At 58.2% G+C, this 16,782-nt stretch carries 19 protein-coding genes and 2 pseudogenes; 18 read left to right on the top strand and 3 right to left on the bottom strand.

What is annotated here, in order from left to right; translation table 11 throughout:
• Positions 1-149 precede the first annotated feature (149 nt).
• Positions 150-863, top strand: a complete 714-nt coding sequence (locus tag ACQZ6J_RS33340; protein WP_449087155.1) for a type 1 glutamine amidotransferase — start codon at positions 150-152, stop codon at positions 861-863.
• Here the strand turns inward: ACQZ6J_RS33340 and ACQZ6J_RS33345 are convergent.
• Positions 838-1,158 (bottom strand): hypothetical protein, encoded by a 321-nt coding sequence (locus tag ACQZ6J_RS33345; RefSeq protein ID WP_449087156.1) that lies wholly within the window; start codon positions 1,156-1,158, stop codon positions 838-840. The two genes, ACQZ6J_RS33340 and ACQZ6J_RS33345, sit on opposite strands and share 26 nt — an antisense overlap.
• 60 nt (positions 1,159-1,218) lie before the next feature.
• On the bottom strand, positions 1,219-1,893 hold the full coding sequence (locus ACQZ6J_RS33350) for an IS110 family transposase (RefSeq protein WP_449087157.1): 675 nt from the start codon (positions 1,891-1,893) through the stop codon (positions 1,219-1,221).
• A 270-nt stretch (positions 1,894-2,163) separates the two neighbouring features.
• On the opposite strand from ACQZ6J_RS33350, the pseudogene ACQZ6J_RS33355 reads away from it, so the two are divergent.
• The 17 genes and pseudogenes from ACQZ6J_RS33355 to ACQZ6J_RS33435 all read left to right on the top strand — a co-directional run.
• Positions 2,164-2,340 (top strand): annotated as a pseudogene (locus ACQZ6J_RS33355) (IS630 transposase-related protein); the annotation flags it as partial.
• A gap of 241 nt (positions 2,341-2,581) precedes the next feature.
• Complete coding sequence (gene serA / locus ACQZ6J_RS33360) at positions 2,582-3,820, top strand: phosphoglycerate dehydrogenase (protein ID WP_163994471.1); 1,239 nt, start codon at positions 2,582-2,584, stop codon at positions 3,818-3,820.
• A 161-nt stretch (positions 3,821-3,981) separates the two neighbouring features.
• Positions 3,982-4,343 (top strand): annotated as a pseudogene (locus ACQZ6J_RS33365) (IS630 family transposase); the annotation flags it as partial.
• Between the two features lie 293 nt (positions 4,344-4,636).
• Positions 4,637-5,476: a cyclase family protein gene (locus ACQZ6J_RS33370; protein ID WP_449087158.1), complete on the top strand. Its 840-nt coding sequence runs from the start codon at positions 4,637-4,639 to the stop codon at positions 5,474-5,476.
• 104 nt (positions 5,477-5,580) lie between these two features.
• Complete coding sequence (locus ACQZ6J_RS33375) at positions 5,581-5,931, top strand: cupin domain-containing protein (RefSeq protein ID WP_449087159.1); 351 nt, start codon at positions 5,581-5,583, stop codon at positions 5,929-5,931.
• Positions 5,928-6,734: an SDR family NAD(P)-dependent oxidoreductase gene (locus ACQZ6J_RS33380; RefSeq protein WP_449087160.1), complete on the top strand. Its 807-nt coding sequence runs from the start codon at positions 5,928-5,930 to the stop codon at positions 6,732-6,734. Before ACQZ6J_RS33375 ends, ACQZ6J_RS33380 begins: the two co-directional genes overlap by 4 nt.
• Before the next feature lie 2 nt (positions 6,735-6,736).
• Entirely contained in the window at positions 6,737-7,648 is a 912-nt protein-coding gene (locus tag ACQZ6J_RS33385; protein WP_449087161.1) for a 3-hydroxyacyl-CoA dehydrogenase family protein, read from the top strand.
• Positions 7,649-7,689: 41 nt separating this feature from the next.
• A complete protein-coding gene (locus ACQZ6J_RS33390; RefSeq protein ID WP_449087162.1) occupies positions 7,690-8,946 on the top strand; it encodes an ABC transporter substrate-binding protein in 1,257 nt (418 codons plus the stop codon).
• A gap of 11 nt (positions 8,947-8,957) precedes the next feature.
• The gene (locus tag ACQZ6J_RS33395) at positions 8,958-9,620 is read left to right on the top strand and encodes a DAPG hydrolase family protein (protein ID WP_449087163.1); all 663 of its coding nucleotides are present in this window, start codon (positions 8,958-8,960) and stop codon (positions 9,618-9,620) included.
• Between the two features lie 28 nt (positions 9,621-9,648).
• Positions 9,649-10,935 carry an ABC transporter substrate-binding protein gene (locus ACQZ6J_RS33400; protein ID WP_449087164.1) on the top strand — a complete coding sequence of 429 codons (1,287 nt, stop codon included), beginning with the start codon at positions 9,649-9,651 and terminating at the stop codon, positions 10,933-10,935.
• Between the two features lie 52 nt (positions 10,936-10,987).
• Positions 10,988-11,722, top strand: a complete 735-nt coding sequence (locus ACQZ6J_RS33405) for an ABC transporter ATP-binding protein (protein ID WP_449087170.1) — start codon at positions 10,988-10,990, stop codon at positions 11,720-11,722.
• On the top strand, positions 11,715-12,419 hold the full coding sequence (locus ACQZ6J_RS33410) for an ABC transporter ATP-binding protein (RefSeq protein ID WP_449087165.1): 705 nt from the start codon (positions 11,715-11,717) through the stop codon (positions 12,417-12,419). Before ACQZ6J_RS33405 ends, ACQZ6J_RS33410 begins: the two co-directional genes overlap by 8 nt.
• Positions 12,420-12,423: 4 nt before the next feature.
• Positions 12,424-13,287 (top strand): branched-chain amino acid ABC transporter permease, encoded by an 864-nt coding sequence (locus ACQZ6J_RS33415; RefSeq protein WP_449087166.1) that lies wholly within the window; start codon positions 12,424-12,426, stop codon positions 13,285-13,287.
• A 5-nt stretch (positions 13,288-13,292) separates the two neighbouring features.
• On the top strand, positions 13,293-14,294 hold the full coding sequence (locus tag ACQZ6J_RS33420; protein WP_449087171.1) for a branched-chain amino acid ABC transporter permease: 1,002 nt from the start codon (positions 13,293-13,295) through the stop codon (positions 14,292-14,294).
• 30 nt (positions 14,295-14,324) lie between these two features.
• On the top strand, positions 14,325-14,552 hold the full coding sequence (locus tag ACQZ6J_RS33425) for a hypothetical protein (protein ID WP_449087167.1): 228 nt from the start codon (positions 14,325-14,327) through the stop codon (positions 14,550-14,552).
• Between the two features lie 79 nt (positions 14,553-14,631).
• Positions 14,632-15,570 (top strand): 3-keto-5-aminohexanoate cleavage protein, encoded by a 939-nt coding sequence (locus tag ACQZ6J_RS33430; protein WP_449087168.1) that lies wholly within the window; start codon positions 14,632-14,634, stop codon positions 15,568-15,570.
• Between the two features lie 36 nt (positions 15,571-15,606).
• The gene (locus tag ACQZ6J_RS33435) at positions 15,607-16,383 is read left to right on the top strand and encodes an IclR family transcriptional regulator (protein ID WP_449087169.1); all 777 of its coding nucleotides are present in this window, start codon (positions 15,607-15,609) and stop codon (positions 16,381-16,383) included.
• Between the two features lie 303 nt (positions 16,384-16,686).
• On the opposite strand, the gene ACQZ6J_RS33440 is transcribed toward ACQZ6J_RS33435, so the two are convergent.
• Positions 16,687-16,782, bottom strand: a 96-nt coding sequence (locus ACQZ6J_RS33440) for a hypothetical protein (RefSeq protein ID WP_449084717.1), incomplete at its 5' end; no start/stop codon positions are given.

Consider the following 16,782-nt stretch of genomic DNA (forward strand, 5'->3'; position numbering starts at 1 on the left):
CCGCCAGGTCGCCAACCGCGTCATCTTCATGGACCAGGGCCAGATCGTCGAACAGAATTCGCCGAAGGAATTCTTCGACAATCCGCAGCATGAGCGCACCAAGCTTTTCCTCAGCCAGATCCTTCATCAATCGCGTGGAGATCATTGAATTGAAACGCGCGCTTGTGCTGCAGCATGTCGACCACGATCATCCCGGCCTGTTTCTTGATTTCTTTTCGGAAGCTGGTCTCATGCCGGAATTTGTACGCCTTTGGGCCGGTGAGGACGTGCCAAACCTGACCAGCTTTGACTTTATGTTTGTCTTGGGTGGTCCACAGAATACATGGCAGCAACAGGAATATCCGTGGCTTGAGATGGAAAAGCAGGCGATCCGCGAGTGGGTGATCAACCGTGTGAGGCCATATATTGGTGTTTGCCTCGGTCACCAATTGCTTTGTGACGCGCTCGGCGGTGAAGTTGCGCCCGCCACACAGGGCGAACACGGTGTTTACGATGTGGCCCTGACAGTGGAGGGTAGGCGGCACCCGCTACTTGAGGGGATGGAAGCAACCCTGAATGTTGTTCAATGGCACATGGCTGAAGTAAAACGCGCTCCGGAGTTTGCGACGATTCTTGCAACCTCCGAGAATACGGCAATACAAGCAGTGGCCATCGGGTCGTACGCAATCGGCACTCAATTCCATTGCGAATGTTCGGAGCAGACACTAGCAAGTTGGAGTTCTACCCCAGGATATATATCGCTCTTTGAGAAACACCGAGGCCACGGCTCGTATGAGCGCTTCGTAGCGGAGGCACATTCAATTATGCCAAAGTTGAACGTCACAGCGGCGCGAATATTCAAAAATCTCCAAGGAAATTGCTGAAGAGGCGCATAGGCTGACGTCCATCGAATCCACTAGCAGGATGTTGAGGAAGTCCATTCGCTGGCGATGAAGTCAGCTTCGCCGCCGTTATGGAAGCAGATTGTCCACTGATGAAGCCGTCCGGTTGGATTTCGGCCGAGTCGTCACCTCTGGCGTCGTCCATTTCGTCGCTGCCTTGCCAGGAGAAGGCAACGTGATTGCCGCCGCCCGCACCGAAGGTCTGCCCAGTGACGCAGCCAAAGGCGAATTCGCCGAAACCGTTGGCCGCGAACCCGATATAAGCAGGCTGCATCATGTCGGCATAGTCCGCGACATAATCGGACCATTTCTACAATCCGCCAGCGGCCCGCGCTGCTCATGCCGGTCCCGGCGCTACTATCGCTGGATTGAACAGGGCGTATTCGATCGGCTTTTCGAGCGTGCCGAGCTCGGGCATGTCGATGATCAGCGCGAAGGCGGTGACGGTCGAGACGCCGGGGACCGAGACGAGGATGTCGAGGCGGTGTGCCAGCTCGGGATCGGCTGCGACGAGTGCAGCAATCTCGGCCTCGATCGCAGCGATCTGCTCGGCGTTGTGGCGCCGGAGGATGGGAAGGGTCAGGTTCTTTGCACTGTTCCTGGCCGCCGTCCGGCTCTTGACCAGCGCCTCGCGGGCCATGTGCAGGTCGTGGAGGATCGGGCTGCGCGCCGGCCGCGCCTCGATGCCGAGCAGAGCGCCCATGCGCGCCAGCATGGTGGCATGCAGCCGGTCGGCCTTGGTGAGCTTGCCCGTGGCTTTCGCAAAGCGCCGGGCCTGACGCGGATTGACCTTGACCAGTGCGCAGCTCGCTCCTGCCGGCCTGCGCTCGAGGGCCCGGTGATAGGGCCCCGTCGGCTCGTAGACGATACGGGCACCGGGCTCTCCCAGCCAACCCAGGAAAGCCTTGTGGCCAGTCTTGTCGTTGGCGAAGCGGCGGCTTTCTCCGTCGCGCATGCGGTGGGCGTCGAGATGATCTTTCGAGATGTCGACGCCGATGGTATTGTTCGTCATCTTTCGCTTGTCCTGTGCTTGTCGTCCGGAGCCAAACTCCGGGTATCCGTTCAGGCCGCAAGGGAAAGACGAGGGCGATCAGACTCTAGTTCGACCCGTCAAACGGTCCGCAATTCCACCGATCCGACCCTCTCCCAGCGGTTCCTTTCTCACCCATGTGGCGCCAAAAGTCATAAGACAAGCAATTCCGTCCTTCATTGAATCGGTTTGGATTCCCAAAGCAGATTAGTTCGGATTCATTGGTGCTGGCTGGAAGGAGGCCAGCATCCTATGACCGCACCGATATCGAATGATCTTCGTGAACGTGTTGTGGCCGCCGTGTTGAGTGGCGAGAGTGTCCGTGCCGTGGCAGCCCGCTTCGAGGTGGCGGCCTCGTCGGTGGTGACATGGTCCCAGCGCCATCGTGCGACCGGATCGGTTCGTCCCGGCAAGATAGGCGGCTATCGTAGCGCTGCCTGTTTCTACCGCACACATGCGGACCAAAGCCCTTGATCGTTTTTTAGGATATCTCGCTCCTCGGTGACGCAAGCCAATTCCTTCTTGCCACCATGCGGGGCGGAAACATCGAGACCGTGCCACGTTGAGATCTATTCGCGCTATCGAGGTATTGGTATAAGCCTGTCCGGCCACTTAGACACTCATGGGCGACTGCCGCCACATCGACCTTTGGGAAATCGGAGCAACATCAATGACCCGTCAGCTTTCTCTCCCACGCGACCGAATTTCCGTGCTTCTGCTTGAGGGGATCAGCCAAACCGCAGCGGACTACTTTTCGGCGTCTGGCTATACCAATCTTATTCATCTGCCAAAGGCGCTCGATGATAAGGATCTCAAGAGCTACATCGCCGACGCGCATATCATTGGCATTCGCTCTCGAACGCAGCTGACGGAAGAGGTTTTCGAAGCCGCCAAAAAGCTGATCGCCGTAGGCTGTTTTTCCGTGGGTACAAACCAGGTCGATTTGGATGCCGCGCGGCACCGCGGCATTCCTGTGTTCAACGCACCCTATTCGAACACGCGCTCTGTTGCGGAACTGGTGATAGGCGAGATCATCATGCTGACACGGCAGATCTTTCCGCGCTCGGCTTCCGCGCATCAAGGTGGGTGGGAAAAGTCCGCTGTGGGCAGTCGCGAAGTCCGCGGCAAAACGCTCGGCATCGTCGGCTACGGTAACATCGGTTCACAGCTCAGCGCGCTCGCCGAAAGCATGGGCATGGTGGTGCGCTATTTCGATCTTTCCGATCGGTTGCGCCGGGGCAATTCGGAATCGATGGCTTCGCTCGGTGAGTTGCTCGAAATTTCTGACTATGTGACGATGCACGTTCCCGAAAACCCGTCGACGCACAACATGATCACCGAAACCGAACTGCGGCGGATGAAGAGGGGCGCCATCTTCATCAACAACTCCCGCGGCACGGTGGCCGATCTCGACGCGCTTGCGAAAGTCCTGAGGGAAGGACATCTGGCAGGCGCCGCCGTCGACGTGTTCCCCAAGGAGCCAGCGTCGAACAACGAACGCTTCGAGACACCGCTGCAGGGTTTGAGCAATGTCATTCTGACGCCGCATATCGGAGGCTCGACCGAAGAAGCGCAAGAGCGCATCGGCGGGGAAGTTTCAAGAAAGCTGGTTGAGTATTCAGATATCGGCTCGACAATGGGCGCCGTCAACTTCCCGCAGGTTCAACTACCGGAACGTCCAACCGGCACGCGCTTCATTCATGTACACGAAAACCGTCCTGGCATGCTCATACAGTTGAACGAGATCTTCTCGTCGCGTGGACTGAACATCGTCGCTGAGTTCCTTCAGACCCATGGCGACACGGGCTATGTGGTGGTCGAGGCCGAAGGGATTTCAGCAAATGCGGACGAGATCCTTCAGGCGCTGCGTGGAATTCCGGGAACGATACGCACGCGGCTCGTCTACTGACCTCTGACGAAGACGCAACGGACCTGCGGCCGATCGTGGTTCGCTCACAAGGAGGTGTGAGCGTCCTTTAGATCAATTCCGTCCTTCATTGAATCGGCTTGGATTCCCAAAACAGATTTGTTTTGATTCATTGGTGCTGGCTGGAGGGAGGCCAGCATCTGATGACCGCACTGATATCGAATGATCTTCGCGAACGTGTTGTGGCCGCCGTGTTGAGTGGCGAGAGTGTCCGTGCCGTGGCAGCCCGTTTCGAGGTGGCGGCCTCGTCGGTGGTGACGTGGTCCCAGCGCCATCGTGCGACCGGATCGGTTCGTCCCGGCAAGATGGGCGGCTACCGCAAGCGCATTCTTGAGCGCCATCGTAGCTTCATCGCCGAGCGGCTCGATCAGAACCCGCACCTGACGCTCCATGGCCTGAAGGCCGAGCCGGCCGTGCGAGACATTCCCGTCTCACACAATACGATTTGGGAATTCATCCGCAGCGAAGGGCCGCGCTTCAAAAAACGCTGTTCGCCCTTGAGCAGGCTCCCATCAAGAGCAAAGGCGGTATTCGCAACCCCTTCAGAAAGCGCGGCAAGCTAGTGCGCGTCCATGTGTGCGAGTGCCGCTGTCGGCGGGCTTTGTAGCCATTTCTGATCCTTCCTATCGAACCGAGTACCTTCTGGCGACCAGATCAAAGTTCTCAAGACGGCACAAATGCGTCTTGACAATAAATGATACAGATGTACCGTATAAAGGTACAGGCGCTCTGGGAGGAGCCAGCCAAAATTTGGAACGAATGCTACGCCTCGCACTGCGGGGCGAGGAGGATTTCTGCATGTCCATTACTGTCCGCGGGATCGAATTTGAGGACAATCTCGACAACCCGATGGGGATCGAGTTTTATAACCTCTCGCATCGCTTCGGCTACCAATGCCCCAACTGGCCCTATTTTCGCGACGTGCGCATCGAGCGCATGCATTACATGGCCAAATCCGGCGTGCTGTCGCAAACCATCACGACAACGATGCATGTGACCACACACATCGATGCGCCGGCACACGTCGTGCAAGGGACCCCGTTCATTGATGAGGTGCCGCTGCCGCACTTCTTCGGAACTGGGATTGTCGTGTCGATCCCTAAGAAAAAGTGGGAGCCGATCACCTATGACGATCTTGAAAAAGCCTGCGGTCATGCCATTCGCAAAGGTGATGTGCTGATCATCAACACCGGTTGGCACAAGGAATACGAAGATGGCGACTATTTCGCCTATTGCCCAGGTTTTGTGCCTTCTGCTGCAGACTGGATGATCGAAAAGGGCGTCAAGGTTGTCGGGCATGACACCCAGGCCAACGATCATCCCTTGGCAACGGCTATCGGACCGCAGCGCAACGGCCCTCTGCTTCCGCATCTCGCCGAAGAATACAGGGAGTGGTCCGGAGGTCGTGATTGGAAGGACGACTTCCCCGAATGGGAGCCCGTTCACCAGAAGATATTCAAGGCAGGAATTCTCGGCATCGAAAACGTCGGCGGCGATCTCGACGCGGTGACCGGTAAGCGCTGCACGTTCGCCTTCTTCCCAATCAACTGGGATCGTGGTGACGGCTGCATCATCCGATTGGTCGCCATGATCGACAAGGACCAGAATTACCGCATCGAAAAGGGCGAGGCCTTTTAGGCAATAAGTCGCCCCGCGAATGAGCGGATGTGAGCGACGCCCGGAGCAGGGTGTCGCCCACTGTATCCAGTGAAATCATCCACGTGACGCCGTTGGGAGGAGTTATGTTCATCAAGCGCTTCGAAGAAGCGAAACCCTATGACGCGCCCAATCATCACGGATGCTTTGGCCTGCGCTTGCAGGGATTCGAAGAAGGCGGTCCGAAAAATCAATGGATCGGTCTCTCTCAGTTTCTCCCCGGCGGAGGCGCCGGTCCGGACTCCACTCCATTCGAAAAGGTCTACGTCGTTCTTGAGGGCGAAATGACCTTGATCGTCGATGGGAAGGAAAGCGTGCTGCGTCCAATGGACAGCTGCACGGTTTGGCCGGGCGAAGTCCGCGAGATTGTCAATCGATCCAACCACGTCTGCAAGATGCTGGTGGTCATTCCATACCCGCAGGGAGCAAACCAATGATCTCCGAAGAAGTCATGCGTTCGCCCCTCAGTCTATTCGATGTCAGCGGCAAGGTTGCCATAGTCACCGGGGCATCCGGCGCGTTCGGCGAGCTGGCTTCCAGGATTCTGGCGAGTGCAGGGGCCAAACTGGTGCTCGTTGCCGGCAACAAACAAGCACTCGCGCGCACCGCAGACGCATGCCAGGAGGCCGGCGCCGCCGTGGTTTCGCTGAACCGTCGGCCCGGCAGCGAGGAAGATTGCGAGGCAATCGTCAACGAGGCGGTCGCGCATTTTGGACGCGTCGATATCCTTGTGGTTGCCTCCGGCAAAAACGATGTTTCCAAGATCACGGAAATGGCTCCCGAGCGGTTTCTTGATGTCATGGACGCCAATGTCACCCAGAGCTGGTTGATGGCACGCGCTGCCGGGAAACAGATGCTGGCTCAGGGCGAGGGCGGAAAAATTATCTTCATGTCGTCTGCTCGCGGGCTGCTGGGACATCCGGCTGGCTACTCGGCCTACTGCGCCTCAAAATCCGCAGTCGATGGCATCACGAGAGCGCTCGGCTGCGAATGGGGGCCGACGGGCATAACGGTGAACGCCATCGCGCCAACCGTATTTCGCTCGCCTCTGACGGCTTGGATGTTCGAGGATACGGAGAGAGCACAGGACGTACGAAAGGGGTTTCTTGCTCGCGTTCCGAAGGGACGACTTGGGGAGCCCGATGACCTGGCAGGTCCGCTCCTGTTCCTCGCCTCGCGAGCCTCCGACTTCTACACCGGGCACACACTATACGCCGATGGCGGCTACACGGCGGGCTGACAATGTCGAACCAGAAGCAGAACATTGCTGTGATCGGCGCAGGACTTATGGGGCATGGCATTGCCCAGGTCTTCGCTGTGGGCGGGCACGAAGTCCGGGTATACGATGCCCATCACGAAGTCCTCGACACTCTTCGGGCGAGGATTGCAAAGAACTTGCGGACGCTTGGCCTTCCTGACGATGCGCAACGGCGTGTGACCGGTACCGCAGATCTAGCGGAGGCTGTTTCGACGGCCGACGTCGTCATCGAAGCGGCGCCGGAGAAGCTTGACCTCAAGCGATCGATCTTCACCGATCTGGTGCGGCTTGCACCCCGCAATGCAATCCTGGCATCCAACACTTCGGTTATTCCGATCACCGATATTGCCGAAGGCCTTGCGACGGGAGAGCGCGTAGTCGGGACGCATTGGTGGAACCCTCCATTTCTCGTTCCGCTTGTCGAAGTGGTCGGCGCGGCGCAAACCGACATCGCTGTGATCAACCGGATGATCGAGCTGCTGTCGTCAGTGGGCAAGACCCCTGTCCACGTTAAGAAGGACGTGGCGGGCTTTGTCGGAAATCGCCTGCAGCATGCGTTGTGGCGCGAAGCGATTGCGATCGTGGCTGAAGGCATAGCCGACGCTGAAACTGTCGACACGGTCGTAAAGGCGAGCTTTGGTCGCCGACTGGCCGTGCTCGGTCCCTTGGAAAATGCCGATCTAGTCGGCACGGACCTGACCCTCGACATCCATAACGTCGTTCTTCAGCACCTCAACCGCGATGCGGGTCCCTCGCCATATCTTGAGGAGCTGGTGAGGGGCGGGAGGCTGGGAATGAAGTCTGGAGAAGGCTTCCGTTCTTGGACTGAACAAGAGGCGGGCGAGCTTCGTGAGCGGGTCGCAAAATATCTACGGGATTTCAAAGCGGTCGATTGACCGCGAGCATCTTGGTTGCTGACCCTTGGGAGGGGGTTCGGATGGAGACGAAGTTCAGCAGAAGAACGTTCCTGGCAACGAGCGCATTGGCATTAGCCGCCCCCGCTCTTCTAAGTCGGCGAGCGTTCGCCGCCGACGCGCCAATCAAAGTGGGATTTGTTACATCGCAGACGGGGCCGTTGGCATTCTTCGGTGAACCGGACAGTTTCATCCTCGGACGCTTTCAAGCGGCAATGAAGGCGGGCGCGAATGGGCGGCCGATCGAGATCATAGTCAAGGACAGCCAATCGAACCCGAGCCGGGCTTCGGAGCTTGCCAGCCAGCTTGCTCTCAAGGACGAAGTGCAATTGTTGGTAACGGCAGGCGGTCCCGACACAGTCATCCCCGTCGCCGATCAGGCCGAAGCCAACGGTGTTCCCATGATTGGGGCGGCTTGCCCTTGGCAGCCCTTCGTATTCGGGCGCAACAGCACGCCCGACAAGGGGTTCGATTGGAGCTATTTGTTCGCATTCGGCCTGGAGGACGCGATTGCAGCCTATCTGGGCTTGTGGGCGACCATGCAGACGAACAAGAAAGTCGGCTTGCTATTTGCCAACGATGCCGACGGCAATGCCTGGGGCGATGCCAAATTCGGTTTCCCTCCTGCGTTGATAAAAGCTGGCTATACGGTGGTTGACACCGGGCGATATACGCCCCTTGCCGAAGATTTTACGGCGCAGATCACCAGGATGAAATCTGAAGGTGTAGACATCGTCGCAGCGACCATGATCCCGCCCGAGTTCTTCGCGTTCTGGAGCCAGGCAAAACAACAGGGGTTCCATCCGAAGGTCGCAACGATAGGCAAGACCCTTTTGCTGCCGACCACATTGGACGCCATCGGTCCGGCTGGGAACGGTCTATCCACCGAAGTGGCTTGGCACCCGAGTTATCCCTCGAAGTCGGTAACGACAGGCGATAGCTCTCAGGTCGTTGCCGACGAGTGGCAGAAGGCCACAGGCAAGCAATGGACCCAACCGGTTGGGCTGAAACATGCGCTTGTCGATATCGCGGTGGATGTCTTGAAGCGAGCAAGCGATCCGACGAACCCGTCCTCGGTTGTCGAGGCGATCAAATCGACAAAGGCGGACACACTCCTCGGCACTGTCGACTGGAGCGCTTCGCCCATCAAGAACGTAGCCAAGCTGCCAATCGTTGGCGGTCAGTGGCGGCAGAAGGACGGCAAGTTCGATCTTGTCGTTTGTGCCAATCCCACGACAGCTGCCATCCCGGTAGCCGATACGCTTCAGCCACTGGCTTGAGGAGAGAGACAATGCGCTTCGAGAACGCGAACGATCTGCTGAACCCCGGGTACCTGAAGATTGAGTCAGGCGTTGCCGACTACGATGATGGTTTCAAAACCGTCTGCGCCTATACCCGCATGCCGGGGTGCAAAGCCAAGATGGTGGATTGGTGGTTCGGCTGGCTTGGCGGCACCGACCAGTACAGGCTTTGGCACCCGCGCGACCATGTGTTCAGCGATTGGGAAAATCGCCAGTCCGGCACTTACGTCGGGTCCAGTCACCTCGTTCATGAATATCTTGGCGGCGATGACGGCCCGCTGTTCAAGCTCCGCATCAACTTCTGCGATCCGCACGAATTTTTCGATCAGAAGCGATATGCCGCCTTTGACGGGACGGCCGTCTGCGCGCGGATCGGTAGCCTGGAACAGCCCGTCAATCTTGGACGCATGACTCACTTCGTCCGCAACACAGATTTTGGCTGTGAAATGCGCTCAAGGTTCTTTCTGGGGCACGTCGAGAGCCGCGATCCTGATCACGTCTTTTCGGAGGAGGAAAAGGCGGGTTTGCGCCACGAACTTGTTACCGATGACCTCGCCAGGCGCCTCCATCAGCATGCCACCGAGGAGATGGGATACCTCGGTGAGCTGCTGCCAGTGCTCTACCGACAGGTCACTGGGGACGTGACGGTCTAAATTCATCGAACTTATCTGGGAGGACAAAATGAGTTCGAATGGTAACAACGACAACAGGGGCTCGACTCGCCGTTCGGTCTTGCGGGCCGGTCTGGGATTGATCGGGGCGCCCGCCATTCTTCGCTTTACCCGCGCGTATGCAAAAAGCCCTACAATAAAGGTCGGCCACGTAAGCCCGGTTACCGGTCCGCTTGCGGGTTTTGCCGAAGCGAACGACTATATTCTGAACAGCATCAGGAAATCGCTTTCATCTGTCGAGAACAACGGCAAGGCGTGGTCGATTGAGGTCATCTCGAAGGACAGTCAGTCCAACCCCAATCGTGCCGCCGAGGTGGCGGCGGACCTGATCCTGAAGGATCAGGTCGACATTATCGTCGCTGCCTCGACGCCTGATACGGTCAACCCGGTTTCCGATCAGGCCGAGGCCAACGGGACGCCATGTATCACGACCGACTGCCCGTGGCAGCCATACTTCTTTGGAAGAAATGGCAAGCCCGACCAGGGCTTCGAGTCGACCTATCATTTCTTCTGGGGTCTGGAAGACGTCATCGGCGCGTTCCTTTCTCTATGGGACAATCCTAACGTCGCGAAGAAGGTCGGCGGCCTCTTTCCAAATGATGCCGACGGGAACGCTTGGGGCGACGCGGAGCGCGGCTTTCCCAAGCCGCTGAAGGAAGCAGGCTACGCGCTGACCGATCCCGGCAGATATCAACCCATGTCGGATGACTTCTCCTCGCAAATCTCCGCATTCAAGGCGGCGGGTACCGAGATCGTCACTGGAAACATGATACCTCCAGACTTCGGCACCTTCTGGAGCCAGGCGGGTCAACAAGGCCTGAAACCCAGGATCGTTACAATTGGCAAGGCGCTTCTGTTCCCTTCCGTTGTCGCGTCGCTGGGAGACCGAGGCATCGGGCTTTCCTCCGAAATCTGGTGGTCGCCGAACCATCCGTTCTCGTCCAGTCTGACCGGGGAAAGCTCGCAGCAGCTTGCAGAGGGATATGTCAACGCTGCGAAACGTCCATGGACGCAGCCAATCGGGTTCAAGCACGCGTTGTTCGAAGTGGTGGCCGATGTCGTCAAGCGGGCTGCCGATCTGGGAGAGCCTGCCTCGATCATCGAGGCGATCGGGAAAACCAACATGAAGACGATTGTCGGTCCGGTCGACTGGTCGAAGGGGCCAGTCAAGAACGTGACAAAGACTCCGCTGGTTGCCGGTCAATGGCAACGCGTCAACGGCAAGGCTGAGCTGGTGATCACAACGAATAAGACCGCACCTGAAATCCCGGTCGGCGGTGAACTCAACCTTCTCTGAGCCGCATATGGCCGCGCTCAGGGCGTGCGGCCTACCAAACCGGGAGAACACGATGTCCATTATTGAACTGGATGAGGTCAGCAAGCGGTACGGCACCCTCCAGGTGACCGACAATGTCTCGTTGTCGGTTGCTGCGGGCGAGGCAGTCGGGATCATTGGCCCGAACGGTGCAGGCAAGACGACGCTGTTCAACCTGATTGCCGGCACGACATTACCGGATACCGGTACGATTTACTTTGACGGTTCGGATGTGACGCGCGTCCCGGCTCGAAGCCGCTGCCATCGCGGCATTGGCCGTTCGTTCCAGATACCGCATCCCTTCGTCGGCATGACGACCTACGAAAACGTGCTGGTTGGCGCAACGTTCGGCGGCTGTGCCAGTGAAAAAGCTGGTGCTGCGAAGGCCGTCGAGATCTTGGAGCTCACGGGCCTTGCAAGGAAGGCAAATACGCTCGCGGGCCAGTTGACCTTGCTGGAGCGCAAGCGGCTTGAAATGGCCCGGGCGCTGGCAAGCTCTCCAAAGCTGCTCCTCCTCGACGAAATAGCTGGCGGTCTCACTGAACCGGAATGCGTTGAACTCGTCGCCGCTATCAAGAATGTTCGCAATCAAGGTGTTTCGATCATCTGGATCGAGCACGTCGTCCATGCACTCCTTGCGGTCGTCGATCGCATCGCCGTCGTTGACTTCGGACGGAAGATTGCCGATGGCGACCCTGCCAGCACAATGGCCAGTCCGGAGGTTGCCGCGATCTACATGGGCATAGAGGGCGAGGTGGCACATGCCTGAAGTCCTTCTTTCCACCCATGAATTGAAAGCCGGCTACGGAGACTTCCAAGCACTCTTCGGTGTCGATCTGACGCTGAACCGTGGCGAAGTCCTTGCTCTGATAGGCGCAAACGGCGCGGGCAAGAGCACGCTGCTGAAGGCCATCACCGGCCTGGTTTCCTGCCGGAGCGACATGGTCCGCTTTCACGGCAGGGAAATAGGCGGCCAACGTCCCGATAGGATCGCCCGTGAGGGCATTGCCCTTGTTCCGGAGGGGCGACGCCTGTTTCGTTCGCTGACGGTTGAAGAGAATTTGATCATCGGCGGCGAACGCGCCAAATCCGGGGCATGGTCGCTTGAACGCATCTATTCCCTTTTTCCCATCCTGGCCGAACGCAGGAAAAACCCCGGAACGGCTTTATCGGGCGGGCAACAGCAGATGGTCGCGATTGGCCGTGCCCTGATGGCGAACCCGGATGTGATCCTCTTCGATGAGATTTCACTCGGTCTTGCGCCGGTTGTCATCAAGGACATCTACGCCGTTCTTCCTAAGATCGTTGAGAGCGGTGTGTCGGCAATCCTCGTCGAACAAGACGTATCACGAGCACTCTCAGTCGCTCATCGCTTCGTCTGCATGCAAGAGGGCAAGATCTCCCTGGCAGGCCAGCCATCACAATTCAGCCGAGCCGAAGTCACGGCCGCTTACTTCGGAACTTGACGCCATGGATTGGATCAACGCCATCATTCAAGGAATCCTGCTGGGCGGACTATACGCGCTCTTCGCCGCAGGCTTGTCCCTGATCTTCGGAGTCATGCGGCTGGTCAATATTGCGCACGGCGATCTCATTGTGCTGGCAGCCTATGTGGCCCTGGTAGTGGTTCAAGCCACCGGCTTGCATCCGCTCGCGTCAGCTTTGTTGGTCGTTCCGATCATGGCAGTCATTGGTTATGCGCTTCAGCGGTTCCTGCTCAATCCAACAATCGGGAAGGATCTCCTCCCGCCGCTGTTGGTGACCTTTGGGATCTCCATTCTGTTGCAGAACGGGCTCCTGCTGGGGTTCACGGCTGATAGTCGGCGCTTGCCAGCGGGTGCCTTGGAAACGGCCAGCTTCGATGTCTTTTCGGGGCTCACAATCGGCGTCCTGCCATTGCTGATGTTCGTCGTCTCGATCCTGGTGATCTTCGGCCTCGACCGGATTTTCTTTCACACGTCGCTTGGTCGCGCATTTCGCGCCACATCCGATGATGGTGAGGTGGCCCAACTTATGATGATCGACCGGCGTCACATCTTTGCAATGGCAATGGCACTCTCGCTCGGCGTTGTGGCAATCGCAGGCATATTCCTCGCCATCCGCACGAACTTCGATCCTTCCTCAGGCCCGACAAGACTGATCTTTGGTTTTGAGGCGGTCATCATCGGAGGGCTCGGCAATCTTTGGGGAACGCTCGCCGGCGGCATTGTGCTGGCTGTGGCTCAGGCCATCGGCGCTCAGGTTTCGCCTGGATGGCAAATCCTCGCTGGGCACATCGTCTTTTTCATTGTGCTGGCGTTCCGCCCACGCGGCCTTTTCCCGAAGATGGATTGACAGACATGAGCTTCCGCATTGAACACTTTACTCCTGCCAGCCGCGCGACATCGATCGTCGCCTGCCTATTTCTCATTGGGTTGATCGCAGCGCCGTGGCTTACCGGCCGAGCCAATATAAGACTGCTTGGCGAGGTGTTCTCATTCCTGGCTCTGGCCGGCCTTTGGAATCTGCTGGCGGGCTACTGTGGTCTCGTGTCCGTCGGTCAGCAAGCCTTCGTTGGTTTCGGCGGATACATGCTATTTGCCGCGGCGATTTTTTTGGGATTGAACCCGCTCGCCGCTATCCTGCTGGCCGGTGTCCTTGGGGCGATCATTGCCGTCCCAATCGGAGCCTTGCTGTTTCGGCTTCATGGCGCGTATTTCGCGATTGGAAGCTGGGTGTTTGCCGAAGTGCTGCGGTTATCGTTTGCCCAGATTTCTTCGCTCGGCGGCGGCTCGGGATCGAGCCTGCCCACCTCCGTCATTACGGGGATCGCGAGCAGCAGAGAGTGGCGTGAAATCCTGATTTACTGGACCGGCCTCGGGCTCGCAGTCGCCTCCGTGTTGTTTGTGGTGATCCTGCTACGCTCGAAGGCCGGACTGGCTTTGACGGGGTTGCGGGATAGCGAGATTGCCTCCGAGAGCCTGGGCATCAATTCCTGGCGCACGAAGATGATGGTCTATGTCAGTGTCGCTGGCCTCACCACCATGGTCGGATCCTTCATCTTCCTGCAGAAGCTCCGCATCTCCCCGGATGCGGCCTTCAGCGTGAACGACTGGACGGCCTATGTGATCTTCATCGCCGTCATTGGAGGCATTGATACGATAGAAGGGCCGATCATTGGCACTATTGTCTTTTTTCTGCTGCGCGAGACGCTCGCTGATTTGGGAACCACCTATCTGATGATCCTGGGCGCGCTTGCCATCGTGATCATGCTCAAGGCGCCGCGCGGCATCTGGGGGACCTTGAGCGAGCGCACCGGCGTATCGCTCGTACCCATCCGCCGCCGCGTCATTTTCCAGTAGATTTTAGACAGGGAACGAGAGGTCTTTGCTTTGAAAGTCTCCAATGAACATATCGACGCGGTGGGCGCGCCAAGCCGATGGCAGGTCATGGCCGCTTCGTTCGCAAGTTACGCATTCGATGCCATGGACGTCATGGTGTTGGCGCTCGCCTTGCCGCTCACCATCAAGGAGTGGAATTTAAACCTGGCAGACGCGGGGCTTCTGGGAACGGCCGGCATGATCGGCGTTGGTTCGAGCAGCGTTGCTATCGGCTTGTAAGCGAGGGCACGGGGCGCCTCGTTCGCCCCGTGCCTGCAATATGGCAGGAGCGGCAATCCGCTCATCGAAAGGGGCCGACATGGCTGACTTATCCAAGAAAGTTATTATCACCTGTGCAGTGACCGGGGGCATTCACACGCCCACGATGTCCGACGCGCTCCCATTCACTCCGGAAGATATCGCCCGCCAGTCCATCGAGGCTGCGGAAGCCGGTGCCTCCATCCTTCACCTGCACGCGCGCAATCCCGAAGATGGGCGGCCGACACCCGATCCGGCCGTATTCATGCAGTTCCTGCCGCGCATCAAGCAGTCGACCGATGCCGTGATCAACATCACCACCGGCGGTGGATTGAACATGACCGTCGAAGATCGCCTGGCGGCTCCGCTGGTCGCCAAGCCGGAAATGTGCTCGCTGAACATGGGGTCGATGAACTTCGGCATCTATCCGCTGGCGGATCGGTACTCGAGCTGGAAATACGACTGGGAAGAACCCTACCTGCGCGGCACGGACGATTTCATCTTCAGAAACACTTTCAGGGACATTGAGCGTATCCTCAAGATCCTTGGGGAGGAGCACGGCACCAAGTTCGAGCACGAGTGCTACGACGTCGGCCACCTCTACAATCTTGCTCACTTCGTTGATCGTGGGCTCGTCAAGGGTCCGTTCTTCGTCCAGATGATCTTCGGCATTCTGGGCGGTATCGGCCCCGAGCTGGACAACCTCATGTTCATGAAACGAACTGCAGACCGTCTCTTCGGGGATCAATATCGGTGGTCAGTGCTGGCTGCGGGTCGGTTCCAGATGCCATTTGCCACCCAATCAGCCCTGCTTGGCGGTTCTGTCCGCGTCGGGCTTGAAGATTCGCTCTATATCGGACGCGGAAAGCTCGCAAATTCCAATGCGGAGCAGGTTGGCAAGATAAAGGCAATCCTGCAAGAGCTTGGGCATGAGATCGCGACCCCGGCCGAAGCCCGCCAGATCCTGGGTCTGAAGGGTGGCGATCAGGTTGGGTTCTGACTAAGGTACGGGCCATAAGAGATCGAGGTTCGATTTATGACTGACGCAGGTAAGAGCAACGATGATGGCCGTTCCGGCATCCAGGTGATCGCGCGAGCAGCAGCGATCCTCAGGAGCTTGAAGAATGAAAATGACGGCTTGAGTCTGGGGCAGATAGCCGATCGCGTCGGTCTGCCACGCTCGACTGTTCAACGTATCGTCGGGGCGCTGCAGGCCGAGCGGCTTGTGATTGCCGCAAGTCCGGACCGGGGCATTCGCCTTGGCCCGGAGATCGGTGCCTTGGCGGATTCCGCGCGGATTGATGTCCTCGAAATGTTACGGCCGTATCTGGTCGAGCTGGCACGCAGGACGAAGGAGACGGTCGATCTTGCCGTGTTCAGATCGAAGCGGCTCGTATTCGTCGACCAAATCCCCGGCACGCATCGACTGCGGACCGTTTCGTTCGTCGGGGAGAACTTTCCGCTCTGCGACACGGCCAATGGCAAGGCTTGCCTTGCCAAGCTGAGCGACACGCAAATTCTCGCCCGCCTCCAGGAGGAGCAGCCTTCCATCGCGGAAAATGCGGTAGCCCTTCGAGCCTATCGATCGGAGATCGAGATGATCCGATCCACCGGAATTGCGTTTGACCGAGACCAGCACACCGACGGAATTTCGGCGGTTGGCGCGGCCTTCTACGACCTTCAGGGAGACCTCTACGCGATCTCGGTGCCGACACCGAGCTCGCGATTTCATTCGCACGAGAAGCTACTCATCAATGAGCTGAACCGCACGCTTGCACTCATCGTCGCGCTGGAGATTTTCCGGGCGAACTGAGAGAAGTTCCACCGGTGGAGATAGCATCGGGAAGGGCAGGATGTTCCTGACCATCAAGGCCGGGATCGATTTGTGCCGAGTTTGGCATAGGGAGATATATCATAAGGCGGAGATCATGCCGATCCACTCCGAAAAGCTCGAAATTTCCGGCAAAGTCGGCTGACACGTACGGCATATCCTTGCGGCACTTGCAGGTGGACGCAACCCAAACCGGTCATTCGATATGTCTGCTGACTGGCCTTGCGATGACCTCTCTGAACCGTCTGTGCACGCATATCAGGCGATAAGCGCATCATGATTGCTTCAGAGCGCCTCGAAGCACATGGCGACACCCATGCCGCCGCCGATGCACAGCGTGGCGAGCCCCTTGCGGGCGCCACGACGCTTCATTTCGAACAG

The organism is Rhizobium sp. A37_96 (assembly GCF_053521765.1).